This is a genomic window from Roseivivax marinus (assembly GCF_900109705.1).
In the GTDB taxonomy this organism is placed as follows: Bacteria; Pseudomonadota; Alphaproteobacteria; order Rhodobacterales; family Rhodobacteraceae; genus Roseivivax; species Roseivivax marinus.
The window spans coordinates 166798-182575 of sequence record NZ_FOAI01000003.1; the positions used below are offsets into that span (position 1 = coordinate 166798).

Annotated in this window: 11 protein-coding genes and 2 pseudogenes; 1 reads left to right on the plus strand and 12 read right to left on the minus strand. The window is 69.5% G+C overall.

The features are described from left to right. Positions 1 to 55 precede the first annotated feature (55 nt). The 3 genes from BMX29_RS05215 to BMX29_RS05225 form a co-directional block, all read right to left on the minus strand. Positions 56 to 766, minus strand: coding sequence for a P-loop NTPase family protein (locus BMX29_RS05215; protein ID WP_092810973.1), 711 nt, complete (start codon positions 764 to 766; stop codon positions 56 to 58). Then, complete coding sequence (locus BMX29_RS05220) at positions 753 to 1820, minus strand: AI-2E family transporter (RefSeq protein ID WP_092810975.1); 1068 nt, start codon at positions 1818 to 1820, stop codon at positions 753 to 755. Before BMX29_RS05220 ends, BMX29_RS05215 begins: the two co-directional genes overlap by 14 nt. A gap of 154 nt (positions 1821 to 1974) precedes the next feature. Beyond that, positions 1975 to 3339 carry an FAD-dependent oxidoreductase gene (locus BMX29_RS05225; RefSeq protein ID WP_092810977.1) on the minus strand — a complete coding sequence of 455 codons (1365 nt, stop codon included), beginning with the start codon at positions 3337 to 3339 and terminating at the stop codon, positions 1975 to 1977. A gap of 175 nt (positions 3340 to 3514) precedes the next feature. Here BMX29_RS05225 and proS point away from each other — a divergent pair, with 175 nt between their 5' ends. Continuing rightward, positions 3515 to 4858, plus strand: a complete 1344-nt coding sequence (gene proS / locus BMX29_RS05230) for a proline--tRNA ligase (RefSeq protein WP_092810979.1) — start codon at positions 3515 to 3517, stop codon at positions 4856 to 4858. A 255-nt stretch (positions 4859 to 5113) separates the two neighbouring features. Here the strand turns inward: proS and glmM are convergent, their stop codons facing one another. The 9 genes and pseudogenes from glmM to BMX29_RS05270 form a co-directional block, all read right to left on the minus strand. Then, positions 5114 to 6457: a phosphoglucosamine mutase gene (glmM, locus tag BMX29_RS05235; protein ID WP_092810981.1), complete on the minus strand. Its 1344-nt coding sequence runs from the start codon at positions 6455 to 6457 to the stop codon at positions 5114 to 5116. Beyond that, a complete protein-coding gene (folP, locus tag BMX29_RS05240; protein ID WP_092810983.1) occupies positions 6447 to 7466 on the minus strand; it encodes a dihydropteroate synthase in 1020 nt (339 codons plus the stop codon). The genes glmM and folP overlap by 11 nt, the downstream gene beginning before the upstream one ends. Before the next feature lie 46 nt (positions 7467 to 7512). Beyond that, entirely contained in the window at positions 7513 to 8445 is a 933-nt protein-coding gene (locus BMX29_RS05245; protein WP_092810985.1) for a dihydroneopterin aldolase, read from the minus strand. 213 nt (positions 8446 to 8658) lie between these two features. Further along, positions 8659 to 9276: a cell wall hydrolase gene (locus BMX29_RS05250; protein ID WP_092810987.1), complete on the minus strand. Its 618-nt coding sequence runs from the start codon at positions 9274 to 9276 to the stop codon at positions 8659 to 8661. Positions 9277 to 9447: 171 nt separating this feature from the next. Next, a complete protein-coding gene (locus BMX29_RS05255; protein WP_092810989.1) occupies positions 9448 to 12024 on the minus strand; it encodes a putative PEP-binding protein in 2577 nt (858 codons plus the stop codon). Positions 12025 to 12117: 93 nt separating this feature from the next. Continuing rightward, positions 12118 to 14220, minus strand: a complete 2103-nt coding sequence (glyS, locus tag BMX29_RS05260) for a glycine--tRNA ligase subunit beta (RefSeq protein ID WP_092810991.1) — start codon at positions 14218 to 14220, stop codon at positions 12118 to 12120. Between the two features lie 259 nt (positions 14221 to 14479). Then, positions 14480 to 14581 (minus strand): annotated as a pseudogene (locus tag BMX29_RS19785) (DUF1206 domain-containing protein); the annotation flags it as partial. A 174-nt stretch (positions 14582 to 14755) separates the two neighbouring features. After that, positions 14756 to 15187, minus strand: a pseudogene (locus tag BMX29_RS19790) (DUF1206 domain-containing protein); the annotation flags it as partial. A 69-nt stretch (positions 15188 to 15256) separates the two neighbouring features. Then, positions 15257 to 15778, minus strand: a complete 522-nt coding sequence (locus tag BMX29_RS05270) for a DUF6446 family protein (protein WP_043843825.1) — start codon at positions 15776 to 15778, stop codon at positions 15257 to 15259.

Genomic DNA, 15778 nt, shown 5'->3' on the forward strand with positions numbered 1-15778 from the left:
CTGCGCCGCGCCGGGCAGGTCGTGGGTCGGATCGATTTTGCGGCCGGAGGCGCGTTCATTCGCCATTGTCGTCATCCTCCGCTTCGAGGCGCGCGAGGCATTCGCGGGCGATTCGCAGGCTGACCGGGCGGGCACGGGCCAGCGAGGTGCGGTCGATCTCGGCAACGAGACGCTGTGCCATCCCGAAGGACCGTCCCATGCGCGGCACGAGGTAGGGGATCAGCGACGGGGCGGGCACGATCTGGCGGTCGGCGAAGAGCTTGGCAAGCACCGCCGTCAGCAGGATGTCGTCGGGAGGGCCGAGCCGTGCGAAGGGCGTGCCCATCAGCCGGCTTGCGAGATCGGGCAGCGCGATGCCCAGCTGCGCCGGCGGTGCCGCTGCCGTCAGAAGCAGCGCGTGTCCCTCGCTCAGCACAAGGTTGTGCAGATGGAACAGCGCGGCCTCGCCCGCGGCCTCGCCGGCGATGGCGTCCACGTCCTCGACGCAGACCGGTGCATCGCAGAGATCGGGGATCTCGGCGCCGGCAAGGTCGGTCGCGGGGACGATCCGCGCGCCGCTGTCGCGGGCCCACACGTGCGCGAGATGGGTCTTGCCCGATGCCTCGGGACCCACGATGGCGAACTTCGACCCCGGCCAGGTGCGCCAGGTGTCGATGCCGCCCACCGCCATGGCATTGGCCTCGGCCACGAAGAAGTCGCCCCGCCCGCGGGCGGGGCGGACCGGAAGCTCGAGAGGGATCTGGCGTGCGCGTTCAACGTGGCCCATCGGGATCGCCTCCGAGGTAGAGCGCTGAATTCTTGTACTGCGTCACGAGGAACCGGGCGACCACGCCGAGCGCCGCGGCCACCGGCACCGCCACGAGCAGACCGACGAAGCCGAAGAGCGTGCCGAAGACCGACATCGCCAGAAGCAGCCACACCGGGTGCAGACCGACCGAATCGCCCACGAGCTTGGGCGTCAGGACGTTGCCCTCGATGAACTGGCCCAGCTGGAAGATCACCGCGACGGCGACGATCCAGTACCACTCGCCCCAGAACTGGAAGAGCGCGAGGCCGATGGCCAGCACGCCGCCGACGATCGCCCCGACATAGGGAATGAAGGTCAGGAAGCCCGCGACGACGCCCACCACCAGGCCGAACTGAAGCCCCACCAGCATCAGCGCGAGCGCATAATACGTCCCGAGGATCAGGCAGACCGTGCCCATGCCGCGGATGAAGCCCGACAGCGTGTCGTCGATGTCGTGGGCCAGCTGGCGCAACGTAGGCGCGTGCTCGCGCGGCAGAAGCTCGTCGATGCGCGCGACCATCCGGTCCCAGTCGAGCAACAGGTAGACCGCCACGACCGGCACGATGACGAACAGCAGGAGCACCGAGACCAGCGACCGCGCGCTTGTCAGCGCGGTCTGCAAGAGCTCTCCGCCGCGTTCCTGGATGGTCTGTCCGAGGCTCGTCATGGTCTGGCGGAACACGCCGTCCTCGGCCAGCACGTCCGGGAAACGCTGCGCGAGGAAGTTCTGAAGGTTCCGCGACAGCTCGGGGGCAGTCTGCACGAGCTGGGTTGTCTGCTGCACCAGCGTCGGGATCACCAGAAGCGCCAGCAGGATGAACAGCAGGATGGCCCCCACGGTGATGATCGCCGTGGCGAGCCTGCGCGAGCAGCCCCACGCCTCGAGCCGGTCGGCAAGCGGGTCGAGGAAGTAGGCAATGGCGGCACCCACCACGAACGGCAGCAGCACGTCGCCGAGGAACCACAGCACGACGATGAGGATCGCCGCGGCGATCCCCCAGTATTTCAGCTGCGAACGCATCGGCAGGGTCATCGGTCAGTGCCTCGGGTCTGGTCTTTTCCTTCTGCGATCCCCTCGCCCGCGATGCAAGCGGCGATACGGTCGCGGCGTATGCCTGGGCGGCGCGGACCGTGGGGCGGGCAGGGCACAGGCATGGACGCCGCGCGATCCGGTGCGGGCGGCCGTTTCACGCCACGCGAACGCCCTGCCGCTCGAGCGCCGCCTGCATCGCGCGCGTATCGATCTCGTCGAGCGCCCGGTCGGCCTTCACCGACAGCGCCGCCGCGACACCGGCGCCCTGACCGGTCACGGCGCAGCAGGCCATGTTGCGCGTCGCCGCGTGGGCGATCCGGTCGCCACCGATGGCGCGTCCCGCCACCAGCAGGTTCCGCACGCGCCGCGGCAGCAGTGACCGGTAGGGGATCTGCATGTAGCGCCCCGTGGTGGGCAGGATCAGCACGCCGTATCCGTCGATGAACTCGGGGTAGATGCCCACCGAGTCCTCGAAGCGTCCCTGGTGGCGCGCATCGGCTTCGGTCATGTCGTAGACGGCGGCGATCTTGCGCGTGTCGCGGATGCCGATGGACATGCCGAAGTTGCGCAGCCGCGCCCCCTCGCAGCCCGGCGTGTAATGCTTCAGCACCTCGATCGCCGCCATCGCCTGCGCGCGCCCCTCGATCTCGAAGCGCGTCATGCTGTCTGGATCGGTGCCGTCGCAGCCTGCGAGGTGGACGAGGTTCATGTAGGTCATCTCGCCCGAATCGTGGACCGCACCCCAGGTCCCTCCGATGGTATTGAGATGCGCGGGCAGCCGGCCCTCCTTGCGGGCCTTGTCGAACGGCTTGCCGAGGAAGGGCGAATACATCGCGTCTTCCTTGCCGCTCGTCTCCACTGTCCACTCGCCCGAGGACCAGTCGCCATAGGTCTGCGGATCGGCCTTCACGCCCTCAAGGAAGCGCGCCTTGTCGACGCCGGCGATGTGGAACATCACGCTCGCGGCCTGCATCTCCTCGACCGGCGTCTTGCGCGTCGGCGCACCGGCGCGGTGGGCCACGTCGGCATCGCCCGTGGCGTCGATCACGCGCCTGGCGAGGATCGCCTCCCGGCCTGCCTTGCTCTCGACGATGACGCCGCGGATCGCGTCACCGTCCATCACCGGGGCGACGAACTGCCGGTGCAACAGCGGGCGCACGGCGGCCTCCTCGACCAGCCGGTCGGCCACCAGCTTGAACCCCTCGCTGTCGAGCTCGTGGCTCAGCGACTGGCTCTCGGGGGTGGCGGCGCCCATCTCCCTGGCGCGGCTCTCGAACTCCCAGCCGAGGCCGCCGGCCTCGACCGTGGCCTCGTGGCGGTACCAGGCGAAGCCCTCGACGCCGACCACGGTGATGTTGCCGCCCATGCAGCCGAACCGTTCGAGCAGCGCCACCTCGACGCCCTCGCGCGCCGCCGCCAGCGCCGCGGCCAGCCCGCCGGGGCCCGAGCCCACCACTAGCACGTCGGTCTCGAGGATCACCGGCACCTCGCGCGCCGGTTCGCTTACCGTTCGTGTCATGGCCCCTCCCGCAGGCGCGCCCGAGGCTTCGGGTGGCGCGCGTCATGAAAGCGTCACATCTCGCCAAGACGGGCAGGCGGGTCAACCGCGGCGGCGCCACGCCCCGCATTGCCTTCGGTCCGGGGCTTGCCTAGAGGTGGGCGCGACCCTTTCCACGACCGATCCGGGACCCGCCATGCGTCTGAGCCGCTACTTCCTGCCCGTCCTCAAGGAAACGCCGTCCGAGGCGCAGATCGCCTCGCACCGGCTGATGCTGCGCGCCGGCATGATCAAGCAGTCCTCGGCGGGCATCTATTCGTGGCTGCCGCTGGGCTACAAGGTACTGCGGCGGATCGAGCAGATCGTCCACGAAGAGCAGCAGCGCGCCGGGCACATCCCGATGCTGATGCCGACCCTGCAATCGGCCGACCTCTGGCGCGAGAGCGGGCGCTACGACGCCTATGGCCCCGAAATGCTGCGGATCCGCGACCGCCAGGACCGCGACCTGCTCTACGGGCCGACCAACGAGGAGATGATCACCGACATCTTCCGCAGCCATGTCAGCAGCTACCGCGACCTGCCGCTGACGCTCTACCACATCCAGTGGAAGTTCCGCGACGAGATTCGCCCCCGCTTCGGCGTCATGCGCGGTCGCGAGTTCCTGATGAAGGACGGCTACAACTTCGACCTCACCCGCGAGGCCGCGCTGCACGCCTACAACCGCCACCTGGTCAGCTACCTGCGCAGCTACGAGCGGATGGGTCTCCAGGCGATCCCCATGCGCGCGGAGTCGGGCCCGATCGGCGGCGACGACACCCACGAGTTCCTCGTACTGGCAGAAACGGGCGAGTCGGAGGTCTTCTACGACAGCGAGATCACCGACCTGAAGTTCGGTGACCGCAGGATCGACTACGACAGCGTCGAGGAATGTCAGGCGGTGATGGAGGAGTTCACCTCGCGCTACGCCCGCACCGACGACACCCACGAAGAGAGCGCCTTCGAGACGCAGGTCCCCGAAGAGCGCCGCCGTCGTGCCCGTGGCATCGAGGTCGGCCAGATCTTTTACTTCGGCACCAAGTATTCCGAGCCGATGGGCGCCACGGTCGTCGATCCGGAGGGCAACCGCGTGCCGGTCCACATGGGCTCGCACGGCATCGGCGTCAGCCGCCTTCTGGGCGCGATCATCGAGGCCAACCACGACGACAACGGCATCATCTGGCCCGAGGGCGTGACCCCGTTCCACGTGGGTATCGTGAACCTCAAGCAGGGCGACGAGGCCGCAGATCTCGCCTGCGACCAGATCTACAACGCCGTGGTCGAGGCCGGGCTCGAACCGCTCTACCACGACGGCGACGACCGCGCCGGCGCCAAGTTCGCGACCATGGACCTGATCGGCCTGCCGTGGCGGATCACCGTAGGCCCGCGCGGGCTGAAGAACGGCGTGGTCGAACTGACCTCGCGCCGCACCGGCGAGAGCGAGGAACTGGCGCCCGATCAGGCGGTGACGAAGCTCGCGCAGATCTACGCAGGCAAGCTCTGAGAGTGCTTAGCGGGCGCGCCGCCCAAGGCGCGCCCGCCGGCACATTCCGGATGTGGCTGTGCCATCCGCTTGGCGCGTGGCGCAACCTTGCCTAAGACCCGCCGGCTTTGGCGCGCGCCCCGTCAAGCGACACACTGCGCCCAACAAGTCGATCCGACAGCGGCCCTTCTTCTCGGTTCAAATACTCCGGGGAGCGCGAGGGGCTGGCCCCTCGCTTCCACCGGTCACCGCCCGCGCGCGGCGCGGAGCCGTGGCTCAGGCCACCGCCTCGACCTCGGCCACGATCCCGTCCACGACCTCGTGCAGAAGGCCCTCGTCCTCGCATTCGGCCATGACGCGGATCAGCGGCTCGGTGCCTGACTTCCGGATCAGCACGCGCCCCTTGCTGCCCATGCGGCCCTCGGCGTCGCGGATGGTCTGCTGCACCGCGGCCGTCTCCAGCGGTGCGTTGCCCGGCGTGTAGCGTACGTTCTTCAGAAGCTGCGGCACGGGCTCGAAGTTGGAGGCGAGCGCCGAGGCCGGGGACCCGCTGCGGACCATCTCGGCGAGGAACTGGATCGCGGCCATCAGGCCGTCGCCGGTGGTGGCGAAATCGGTCATCACGATGTGGCCCGACTGCTCGCCACCAAGGTTCCAGCCGCCGCGGCGCATGGCTTCGACCACGTAGCGGTCGCCGACGCCGGTGCGCTCGAGCCGCAGGCCGCGGCCCTGGAGGTACTTCTCCAGCCCGAGGTTCGACATCACCGTCGCCACCAGCGTGCCGTCGCGCAGACGGTCCTCCTCGGCCCAGCGGGCCGCCATCAGCGCCATCAGCTGGTCGCCGTCGGCGACGGTGCCACGCTCGTCGATAAGGATCACGCGGTCGGCGTCACCATCCAGGCAGATGCCGAGGTCGGCGCCGTGGGCGACGACGGTCTCCGCGGCGACGCGCGGCTTCGTCGAGCCGCACTCGTCGTTGATGTTGTAGCCGTCGGGGGAAACGCCGACCTGGATCACCTCGGCGCCGAGCTCCCACAGGACCTCGGGCGCGGCGCGGTAGGCGGCACCGTTGGCGCAGTCGATGACCACCTTCATGCCGTCGAGGCGCATGCCCTGCGGGAAGGTGGACTTCACCCGTTCCTGGTAGCGGAAGCGGCCGTCGTCGATGCGGCGCGCGCGGCCGATGTTGTGGGCCTGCGCGGGCTCCACGCCGGCGGCGACCAGCGCCTCGATCTCGGCCTCGGCCTCGTCCGACAGCTTGAAGCCGTCGGGGCCGAAGAACTTGATGCCGTTGTCGTGGGCGGGGTTGTGGCTGGCCGAGATCATGATCCCGAGGTCCGCGCGCATGGACGGCGTCAGGAGACCCACGGCCGGGGTCGGCACGGGTCCGAGCAGCAGCACGTTCATGCCGGTCGAGGTCAGGCCCGCGGTCAGCGCGGTTTCGAACATGTAGCCCGAACGGCGGGTGTCCTTGCCGATCACCACGCGGTGGACGCCGCCCTGTTCTCGGCGGAAATAGCGCCCGGCGGCGGCGCCGATGGCCAGCGCCATCTGAGCGGTCATCGGGTGCTGGTTGGCGCGTCCGCGCACGCCGTCGGTTCCGAAAAGCTCACGTCCCATAGCGGTCCCCAAGATCGATCGCGTGCCACATCGACAGGGCCGCGCGTGTTTCGGCCACGTCGTGAACGCGCAGAATTTGAACGCCGCGCGCCGCCACGGCAAGAGCCACGGCGACCGAGCCGGGCATCCGCCGGCCGGCCTCCGGCGCGTCGGTAATGGTGCCGATGAAGCGTTTGCGCGAGGCGCCCACGAGAATGGGCGTGCCGAGGCCGTGAAACAGCGACACTCCCTCGAGCAGCGCGAGATTGTGCGCGATCGTCTTGCCGAAGCCGATCCCGGGATCGACCACGATTCGCGCGTGAGGGATGCCCGCGTCGCGCGCCGCGGCGATGCGCTCGGCGAGCCAGTCGTAGACGTCAAGAAGCACGTTCTCGTAGTGCGGGTCCTGCTGCATGGTCTCGGGGCCGCCCTGCGTGTGCATGATGCAGACCGGAAGGTCGCGCCCGGCACAGAAGGTGGCGAGGCCGGGATCGAAGGTCAGGCCGGACACGTCGTTGACCAGCACCGCGCCCGCGTCCGCCGCCGGTTCGGCCACCGCGCGCTTGCGGGTGTCGATCGAGATCGGCGGCGCGCCGGCGGCCCTGAGGCGGGCGATCACCGGCTCGGTGCGCGCGCGCTCCTCCTCGGCGGGGACCTCGGCCGAACCGGGCCGGGTCGACTCGCCGCCGATGTCGATCATGTCCGCGCCCGCGGTCCGCATGGCCTCGGCATGGGCCACGGCGGCATCGGGCGCATCGTGTCGGCCACCGTCCGAGAAGCTGTCGGGCGTCACGTTGAGGATGCCCATGATCCGCACCCGGTCCATGCCGAGCCCGGCCACGTCGGGCCGGGGCGCTGTCAGGGCGGCGTGCCAGTCGTCCGGCACGGCCATGGCCGGCAGCACCTCCACCGGCGCGTCCCGGCGGTGGCGGGCGACGTGACTGAACCAGTACGGCCCGCCGGCAAGCGGCAGGGCGCCCGAGGGGCGCGCGAGCCCGGACTGGACGAGGGGGCGGTAGTAATCTCTCATGCCGTTCGGGATGGGCGAAGCCCGCGCCGAACGCAAGGGCGAGGCGTCAGAGGACCGGCTCGCCCGGCGTCACGAGGCGGACGGGCAGGGCGGGCGCGTCGGTGGCGTCAGGTGCGGCGGCGTCGATCACCACCAGTTCGCGTGCGCCCAGCTCGGCAGCGAACCACAGCGACAGTCCCACCGCATCGCGCGAGGGGCCTGATGGCCCCTGCGTCGCATCGAGCACGATCTTCGACGGAGCCCAGACGCAGACCTGTCCGTTCTTCATCGCCCAGTCGAGCTCGGTCCGGGTGGCGACGACCTTGGCACGGGCGTCGTGCGCGGCAAGCCGCCAGCCGTTCTGCTCGATCGCCAGCAGGTCGATGCGCCGTTGCACCAGCGCGTGCCCCACCTGCGGCACCGGCAGTCCGTGCGGCCCCACGCAGAGGATCAGCGGAACGCCGTCGGCACAAAGCGCGTCGATCCAGCCGGGAAGGCGGTCGTCGTCGATGGCCGCGTCCGAGAGGTAAACCACGCGCGGGTGGGGGCGTTCACTGGCCGGTTCCGCCTCGCGTCGCCCGGTGCCGGCCTCGCGCACGATCTCGACGCCGAGGGCGCCGGGGCCACGGTCGAGCTTCTCGATCCGCACGAAGGCCCGCAGCGCCTGCGGTTCGGCGAGGATGCGTTCGGCAATGCCCTCGGCCAGCGTTTCGAGAAGGTTGACCCGGCGTGCCGCCAGTTCGGCGCCGATGGCCTCGGTCACCCGGTCGTAGGAAAGGATGCGGTCCACGTCGTCGTCGAGCGGCCCGGTGAAGGGCGCGACCTCGACCACGATGTTGAAGTTGATCCGCTGGGTGATGCCGCGCTCGGCCTGGAAGGCGCCGATCTCCACCTCGCGGATGTGGTCGCGCAGGCTGATGCGATCGTGCGGCGCATCGGGCGCGGTCGCCACGCTGCGCTCGGCGGGATGCGAAAAGGCGAGGCGGATTTCTGAGGCCATGGCGCGTCCTCGGGGGTTGGGTCCGCTTCGCTTACCGCATCGCGGCCCCGCTGGGCCAGAGCCGCGACGCAGACTTCGGTCGCGGGTGGGGCGGTTTTTGCCCGAGCGGGCGGGGTACGCCCGCCCGGCAGGCGGTCGAGAAGGCCCTGGGCCGACGAGAAACGCGCGCCCCAGGGGACGCGCGTCGGTGGTTCGCTCGGAAGAGGCGGCCGCTCAGTTCATCGAGATCTGCAGCGGCTGGCGGTAGAACCGGTGCACGCCGATCTGTGCCGTCATCGGAAAGGCCGAGGCCCAGCGGGGGTTCACCGCGACGGTGTGGTAGTGCGTCGCTCCGTCGGTCAGTTCGCGCGGGGCGCCCTCGAGCATGACGGCGGCGATCTTGCCCACCTGCGCCTCGGCGCCGCTTTCGTGCATCGCTTCGCTGTGTCCGTCGCAGGTGTACGAGAACTGGCAGCCCTGGTTCACGACGCCGCATACGCTGTCGGGATAGCGGGGGCTGTCCACGCGGTTCAGGATGACCTCGGCCACGGCCACCTGGCCCTTGATGGATTCGCCGCGCGCTTCGAAGTAGAGCGCCTCGGTCAGGCAGGTCCAGTCGCGGCCGCCGGATTCGACCGGTTGCGCGGCGAGCCAGTTGGCGTCGTAGCGCATCGACTTCACCGAGCTGGCGGACGCCGGTGTCACCAGCCGCTGAAGATGCGCCGAGCTTGCCGCGTTCAGGGCACGGGACTCCTGGCGGATCAGCGACTCCATGCTGTCGTCAGACGTATCGGCTTGGACTTGGGCCGCCAGAAAGACGGCCGCGAATGCCATGAAAAGCACGCGGAACATTTGCACACCTCTTTGCGTAACCGTCTCGGGGACCCTCTTTCCGGGGCGCCTCCGAAAGCTTCCGGCGACGTAAAGCAGACGGCCCGGGCGTGTCCAGTTTGCGACATCGCATGTCGGCAATGTACCGCCGACGCGAGGTCAATCTTGCATAGATGTTGCGAGTTTAGCTGTTCAGCCCAACTCGATCTTGTCCCGAATGGCCAGTTGCGCGGCGGCAAGTCTGGCAACCGGCACGCGAAACGGCGAGCAGCTGACATAGTCCACCCCGGCCGCGCGGCAGTGGGCAATCGATTCGGGATTGCCGCCGTGTTCCCCGCAGATCGACAACGTGATGCCCGCACGCCCCTGCCGGCCGCGTGCCACGCCGATCCGCAGAAGCTCTCCGACGCCTTCGGCATCGAGCACGTGGAACGGATCCTCGGCAAAGACGCCCTGCGCCACGTAGTCCGACATGAACCGCCCGGCGTCGTCGCGCGACAGGCCGTAGGTCATCTGCGTCAGGTCGTTCGTGCCGAAGCTGAGGAAGTGCGCGTGTCGCGCCACCTGGTCGGCCAGGAGGCAGGCGCGCGGCGTTTCCACCATGACGCCGAGACGATAGGTGAAGTCGCGGCCGCGCTCGGCGCGAACCTCCGCGGCCACAGCGTCGATGCGGGCGCGCACGATCTCGACTTCGCGCGGGGTCGAAACCAGCGGGATCATCACCTCGGGCACCACGGGATCGTCCTCGCGGCTGGCCTCCAGCGTCGCTTCGAAGATGGCGCGGGCCTGCATGTCGTAGATCTCGGGGATCGTGACCCCGAGACGTACGCCGCGCATCCCCAGCATGGGATTGTATTCCCCCAGTGCCTCGGCCCGGCGGGTCACGTCCGACACCGGCAGGTCCAGCGCTTCGGCGAGGTCGCGCAGACCGATGCGGTCCGATGGCAGGAACTCGTGCAGCGGAGGGTCGAAGAGCCGGATGCAGACCGGCAGGCCGGTCATCGTCCGGAACAGCTCCACGAAGTCGTCACGCTGCATGGGCAGAAGCCGGTCCAGCGCGGCGCGCCGGTCCTCGGGGCCGTCGGCGAAGATCATCTCGCGCATGACGATCAGGCGGCGCGGATCGAAGAACATGTGCTCGGTCCGGCAAAGCCCGATGCCGCCCGCGTCGAAGTTTCGCGCGGTCTGGGCATCCTCGGGCGTGTCGGCGTTCGCGCGGATGCCGATGTCGCGCTCGGCGTCGGCCCAGGCCATCAGCGTCCGGAAGGAATCGTCAAGCATCGGCTCGACCATGCCCGGCGCGCCCGCCAGCACCGTCCCGTCCGAGCCGTCCACCGTGATCGTGTCGCCGGCGCGGAAGACGCGGCCGTCCTCGGCGACGAGCTGGCCGCGTCGCAGGTGGAATCCCATCCGCCCGGCCCCCACCACGCAGGGCAGGCCGAGGCCGCGGCCGATCACCGCCGCGTGGCTGGTCATGCCGCCGCGCTCGGTCAGCACGCCCACGGCCGCGTGCATCCCCCGCACGTCCTCGGGCGAGGTCTCGCGCCGCACGAGGATGCAGGCCTCGTCGCGCGCGGCCATGGCCTGCGCCTCGGCGGCGGAGAACGCGATACGGCCCGTGGCGGCGCCCGGAGACGCGGCGATGCCGCGTCCGATCGGGTCGCGCACAGCCATCGGGTTCACCTGCCGGTGCAGGAGTTCCGACAGGGCGCGCGGCTCGATCCGCAGCAGTGCCTCCTGCCGGGTGATGATGCCGTCCTCGGCCAGACGCACGGCGATCCGCACCGCCGCGCGCGAGGTGGTCGGGACCACCACGCCGTCGAGGATGAAGAGGCGCCCGTTCTCGATGGTGAATTCCATCTGCATCTCGGCGCGGAGCCGGAGGCGGGCGCGTCCGGCATGTTCCACCAGCGCGTCGAAGGCCTCGGGCGCCAGTTCCTGCAGCGAGGGCCCGCGTGGGTCCCGCTCGAGATAGAGGGAGGCGGCATCCTTGGCGAGCGCCTCGCGCCCCTGGCTCTGGCTCAGGTATCGCCCGGTGATCTGCGGTAGGCCAGTGCCGGGATGGACCAGCTGAAGCACGCCCGAGCCGCATTCGCCGTGGCCGAGACCAAGGGCCATTTCCTGCACCACGAGGCCCAGCCCGGCATCCGCGGGCGCGCCCTTGGCCTGCCGCAGAAGGCGTGCGGTCGTGCCTTCCCACGCCCGTGCCATGGAACGGAGCACTTCGGCCAACTGCGTGGCGCGGTCCTGAGGGAAGGGCTCTTCGGCCTCGGCCTCGTAGGTGTCCAGTGCGGCAGCCAGTCCGGCCGGGCCTTCCGCGGGCAGTTCCGCGAAGGCGTCGGCGTCGAGCCGGGCCACGTCGACCGCGTAGGCGTGGACGAACCGGGTATAAAGACGCGTGGCGGCCTCTTGTCCGATGCGGCGCGATAGAACCTCGTGGGTCTCGTCGGTCAGCCCTAGGTTCAGGATTGCGCCGGGGCCACCCCAGTCGGGCACCTCCGAGGACGGTCTTACGCACAGCACTGCCGCAGGGTCGAACCCGGCCAGCAGCGCATCAAGGTCGGGCATCCGCCCCGCGGCGATCCCGCGCACGGCGTCGAAGGACAGCGCCACGGTCCGCGGCACCGGCAGATCGAGCCGCACGAGGCGCTGGAGACACTTCGCCCGGCCCCCGTGGGTGGGCGACTGGACCGGCGCGGTAGGGGTGATCAGCGTGACGTGACGGTCCTCGACCCGGTCTTTCTGCGGTGCGGCATCATCCATCGCCATCAGGATACGCCTGAGAGGACGTCCGGCAAGGGGCGACACGCGACGTCGCCTCGTGCATTGGTCGTAGACCGGGCGTCCGTGGTGCGGACGTGCTCACCCCTCGAGCCGGGTCAGGTCGGCCACCTGCAGGCAGACTTCGCGGATGCGGGCCAGCAGATTCAGACGGTTGCGTCGAACGATCTGGTTCTCGGCGTTGACCTGCACCGCCTCGAAGAACGCATCCACGGCGGGGCGAAGCCCGGCCATCGCGGACATCGCGGCGGCAAAGTCCTCGCGCTCCATCGCGGGGGCGATCTCGGCCTCGGCGGCGTCGAGCGCGGCGAACAGCGCCTTTTCCTCGTCGGCCTCGGCGAATTTCGGATCGGCGCCGAAGCGATACTCCACGCCATCCTTGTCCTCGGCCTGGATCAGGATGTTGTTCGCTCGCTTGAAGCCCTGCACGAGGTTCGTGCCGTCCTCGGTGTCGACCACGCCCTGCAGCGCCCGCGCCCTGTTCACCAGAAGCGTCAGGTCGTCCGAGCCGGGCATGGCAAGGCAGGCATCGATCACGTCGTGGCGCACGCCTTCGCCGCGCAGGTGGACCTTGAGCCGATCATGAAAGAAGGCGAGGAGGTCGGTCGCCCGCGCGGTGCGGTCGCTGTCGTCGTCCATTCCGGGCTGAGCGGAAAGGCCGCGGATCAACGGACCGTCCTCGGCCTCCAGCGACAGGCGCAGGTCGTTCACCAGCGCGAGCCGGATCACACCCAGCGCGGCGCGACGCAGAGCGAACGGGTCCTTGGAGCCCGTGGGTTTCTCGTCGATCGCCCAGAACCCCGTCAGCGTGTCGATCTTGTCGGCCAACGACACGGCCACCGAGACCGGCGCCGTGGGCACGGCGTCCGAGGGACCGAGCGGGGCGTAATGGTCCTCGCACGCGGCGGCGACCTCGGCGGGCAGGCCGGCCGCCTCGCTGTAATATCGACCCATAAGCCCCTGAAGTTCAGGGAATTCGTAAACCATCTCGGAGGACAGGTCCGCCTTGGCGACGCGCGCGGCCTGCTCGGCTAGATCGGCGTCCGCGCCGACCTGCGGCGCCAGCTCGCGCGCGAGCGCGGCGATACGGTCGATGCGCGCAGCCTGGCTGCCGAGCTTGTTGTGGAAAGTCACGTCCGCAAGACGGTCGGTCCACGGCTGCATCTTGGCATCAACCGCGACGCGCAAGTCATTGTCCCAGAAGAATTTCGCATCCGACAGGCGGGCGGCGAGCACCTTCTGGTTGCCGGCGAGGATGGTCGCGCCGTCGTCGGCGGTCTCGCGGTTGGCGACGGTCACGAAGCGTTCGATCCGGCCGGTCTTGGGATTGCGGACAGAGAAGAACTTTTGATGCTCCTTCATCGAGGTCATCAGCACTTCGGGCGGAAGGTCGAGGAATTCGGCTCCGATATCGCCCATGAGCACCACGGGCCATTCCACGAGGCCCGCGACTTCGGCCAGGAGGCCTTGGTCCTCGACCACCTCGAGCCCGCTCGCGAAGGCGCGCTGCTCGGCGTCGTTGCGGATGATCTCGGCGCGTTCGGCGGGGTCGAGAATGACCTTCGCGCGCTTCAGTTTCGCCGAGTAATCCTCGAACCCAGTTACGGAAAACGGCGCGGGGGCCATGAAGCGGTGGCCCTCTGTCACGTCGCCAGCCTCGATCCCGTCGACGTTCAGCGGCACCACGCGATGTTCGGCCTCATCGGTGAGGATGCAGAGGATGCGGTGCAGCGGACGAACCCAACGCAGGCTGCCCGCGCCCCAGCGCATGGACTTGGGCCAAGGGAAGGTGCGGATGACGCCTTCCAGCACCTCGGCCACGATGGCGTCCGCCGGGCGACCCGGCGTCTCGACGGTGGCGAAGTAGAACGTGCCCTTCTTTTCCTCGCGCTCGACGAGGTCCTCGCGGGCGACGCCCGCGCCGCGCAGGAAGCCCTCGATCGCCTTCTCGGGCGCGCCGACCTTGGGACCGCGACGTTCTTCGCGAAGGGTGGGCGAGTGGTCGGTCAGCCCCTCCAGTGCGAGCGTCAGACGGCGTGGCGTCGCGAAGGCGGCGGCGTGGGCGTAGGTAAGGCCCGCCTCGACCACGCCGTCGGTGACGCGCGCCTTCAGGTCCTCGGCCGCACGCGCCTGCATGCGCGCCGGGATTTCCTCGGAGAAGAGTTCGATCAGAAGGTCGGGCATAATGGGTTCCGCGCAGCGCCGGTTTCGGTGTGTCGCGGGGTGGATACCGGCCTGCCGGGCTGTCGTCCAGCAGGTCGGCCCACGGGGACGGCGGCCTAGTTGCCCTGGGCCGCCTTCTTCGCTTCTGTGCGTCCTGCGCCTTCTGCTTGGCGCGTTGGGCCAGCGTCTCGACGTCCGATCCCGCCCGTGCAGGGACGATGCGGTAGCGTGCCTCGACGAGGTTCTCGAGCGCGAAGCCCAGCACGCCAAGGGCAATGACCCCGAGCGCGACGCGCCCGTAGGGCACCGAGCGTACCTGGGCGAGCGCGTCTCCGACACCGCCGGCCTGTTCAGGGTTCGACTGCAAGGCGGCGAGGCCCATCAGTAGCCCGACGATGGCGATCAGAGTGCCCTGCGCGATGAAGCCCGCCTGCAAGGCCGGGTCGAGCTTCTGCGTGGTGGGCGTCACCCGCATCGTGCGCTTGTACTTCTGCGCGATGCCCTTGTGGATGTAGTAGACGCCCGCGCCGGCGATCCCCAGGGCGATCGCTGCGGCGATCCAGCGGCCGTAGGGCCAGGACATCAGCCGCGCCGTCCAGTCCTCGGCGCCGCTGCCACCACCGCCACCGCCGCCAAGGGCGAGACCCGCGACCGATACGCCGAGGGCCGCGTGGATGAGACCAGTGACGACGAGGCCGCCGCGCGCGAACAGGCCGCTCGAATCGTCCCCGCGGCGTTCGAGGTCGAGGGCGGCCGCGATGAAGCGCCATATGGCATAGCAGACGAGACCCACGGCGATGACCCAGAGCAGGGCGGTGCCGAACGGTTCGGACTTGAGGTCGGCGAGCGCGCCGGTGGTGCCTTCGGCCTGCCCCCCGTCAAGCGCCGCGGCAAGGGCCAGGCCCCCCACGACGGTGTAGACGATGGCGCGGGAGGTGTATCCCGCGCGCATTACGGGCACCACCCAGGCGGGTGCTTTGTCGGCCATGTTCACGTCTCCTCGCGTTGCAGTGATACAGCGCGCGGGAGGCGTGCCGGGTTCCGTCCCCGGGGCCGGTCAGCGTTCGGGCGGGGGCGGGCAGTCCTCGCCGAGGGGGGTGCCGTCATAGGCGGTCTCCCCACAATCGTTGATCTCGTGCCAGACGTAGCCGAAACCTTCGGCGGTGATCGCGACCACGCGGTCGATGCCGTATTCGAAGTTCCGCTCGCCGAGGAAGACGTCGGCACGCCCGTCCTCGATCATCTGGCCGATGCCGGGGGCGTCGAAGCAGCCGAACCAGCCGGGTGCCACTCGCGGCGAGGCATCGTCATAGAGCTTGTAGGTGTCCACCGCTTCCTCGAGCGGAAGCTCGGTACGGAAGCAGGCGCGGTAGCGGATCGGCGAGCTTTCCGAGTCGATACCTTCGAAGTTGCTGATTTCGATCGGTTCGGGCGTGTCGGAGCCGAGCGGCGTGAGCGAGATCTGCGCGTTGTCCGCCGGCACCTCGTCGTAGAAGGCGTAGACCTGCAGGTAGTACATCGAGCCACCGGCCAGAACGGCGGCGAAAAGCAGGATGAGGATGAGGGTGCGTCCGGTCAT

What these genes read in the sequence shown, in the direction of transcription:
- BMX29_RS05225 (WP_092810977.1), bottom strand. Translation starts at nt 3,339, where the DNA reads ATGACACGAACGGTAAGCGAACCGGCGCGCGAGGTGCCGGTGATCCTC.
- BMX29_RS05245 (WP_092810985.1), bottom strand. Translation starts at nt 8,445, where the DNA reads ATGGCCTCAGAAATCCGCCTCGCCTTTTCGCATCCCGCCGAGCGCAGC.
- BMX29_RS05270 (WP_043843825.1), bottom strand. Translation starts at nt 15,778, where the DNA reads ATGACCGGACGCACCCTCATCCTCATCCTGCTTTTCGCCGCCGTTCTG.
- BMX29_RS05255 (WP_092810989.1), bottom strand. Translation starts at nt 12,024, where the DNA reads ATGGCGATGGATGATGCCGCACCGCAGAAAGACCGGGTCGAGGACCGT.
- BMX29_RS05250 (WP_092810987.1), bottom strand. Translation starts at nt 9,276, where the DNA reads ATGTTCCGCGTGCTTTTCATGGCATTCGCGGCCGTCTTTCTGGCGGCC.
- glyS (WP_092810991.1), bottom strand. Translation starts at nt 14,220, where the DNA reads ATGCCCGACCTTCTGATCGAACTCTTCTCCGAGGAAATCCCGGCGCGC.
- proS (WP_092810979.1), top strand. Translation starts at nt 3,515, where the DNA reads ATGCGTCTGAGCCGCTACTTCCTGCCCGTCCTCAAGGAAACGCCGTCC.
- BMX29_RS05215 (WP_092810973.1), bottom strand. Translation starts at nt 766, where the DNA reads ATGGGCCACGTTGAACGCGCACGCCAGATCCCTCTCGAGCTTCCGGTC.
- folP (WP_092810983.1), bottom strand. Translation starts at nt 7,466, where the DNA reads ATGAGAGATTACTACCGCCCCCTCGTCCAGTCCGGGCTCGCGCGCCCC.
- BMX29_RS05220 (WP_092810975.1), bottom strand. Translation starts at nt 1,820, where the DNA reads ATGACCCTGCCGATGCGTTCGCAGCTGAAATACTGGGGGATCGCCGCG.
- glmM (WP_092810981.1), bottom strand. Translation starts at nt 6,457, where the DNA reads ATGGGACGTGAGCTTTTCGGAACCGACGGCGTGCGCGGACGCGCCAAC.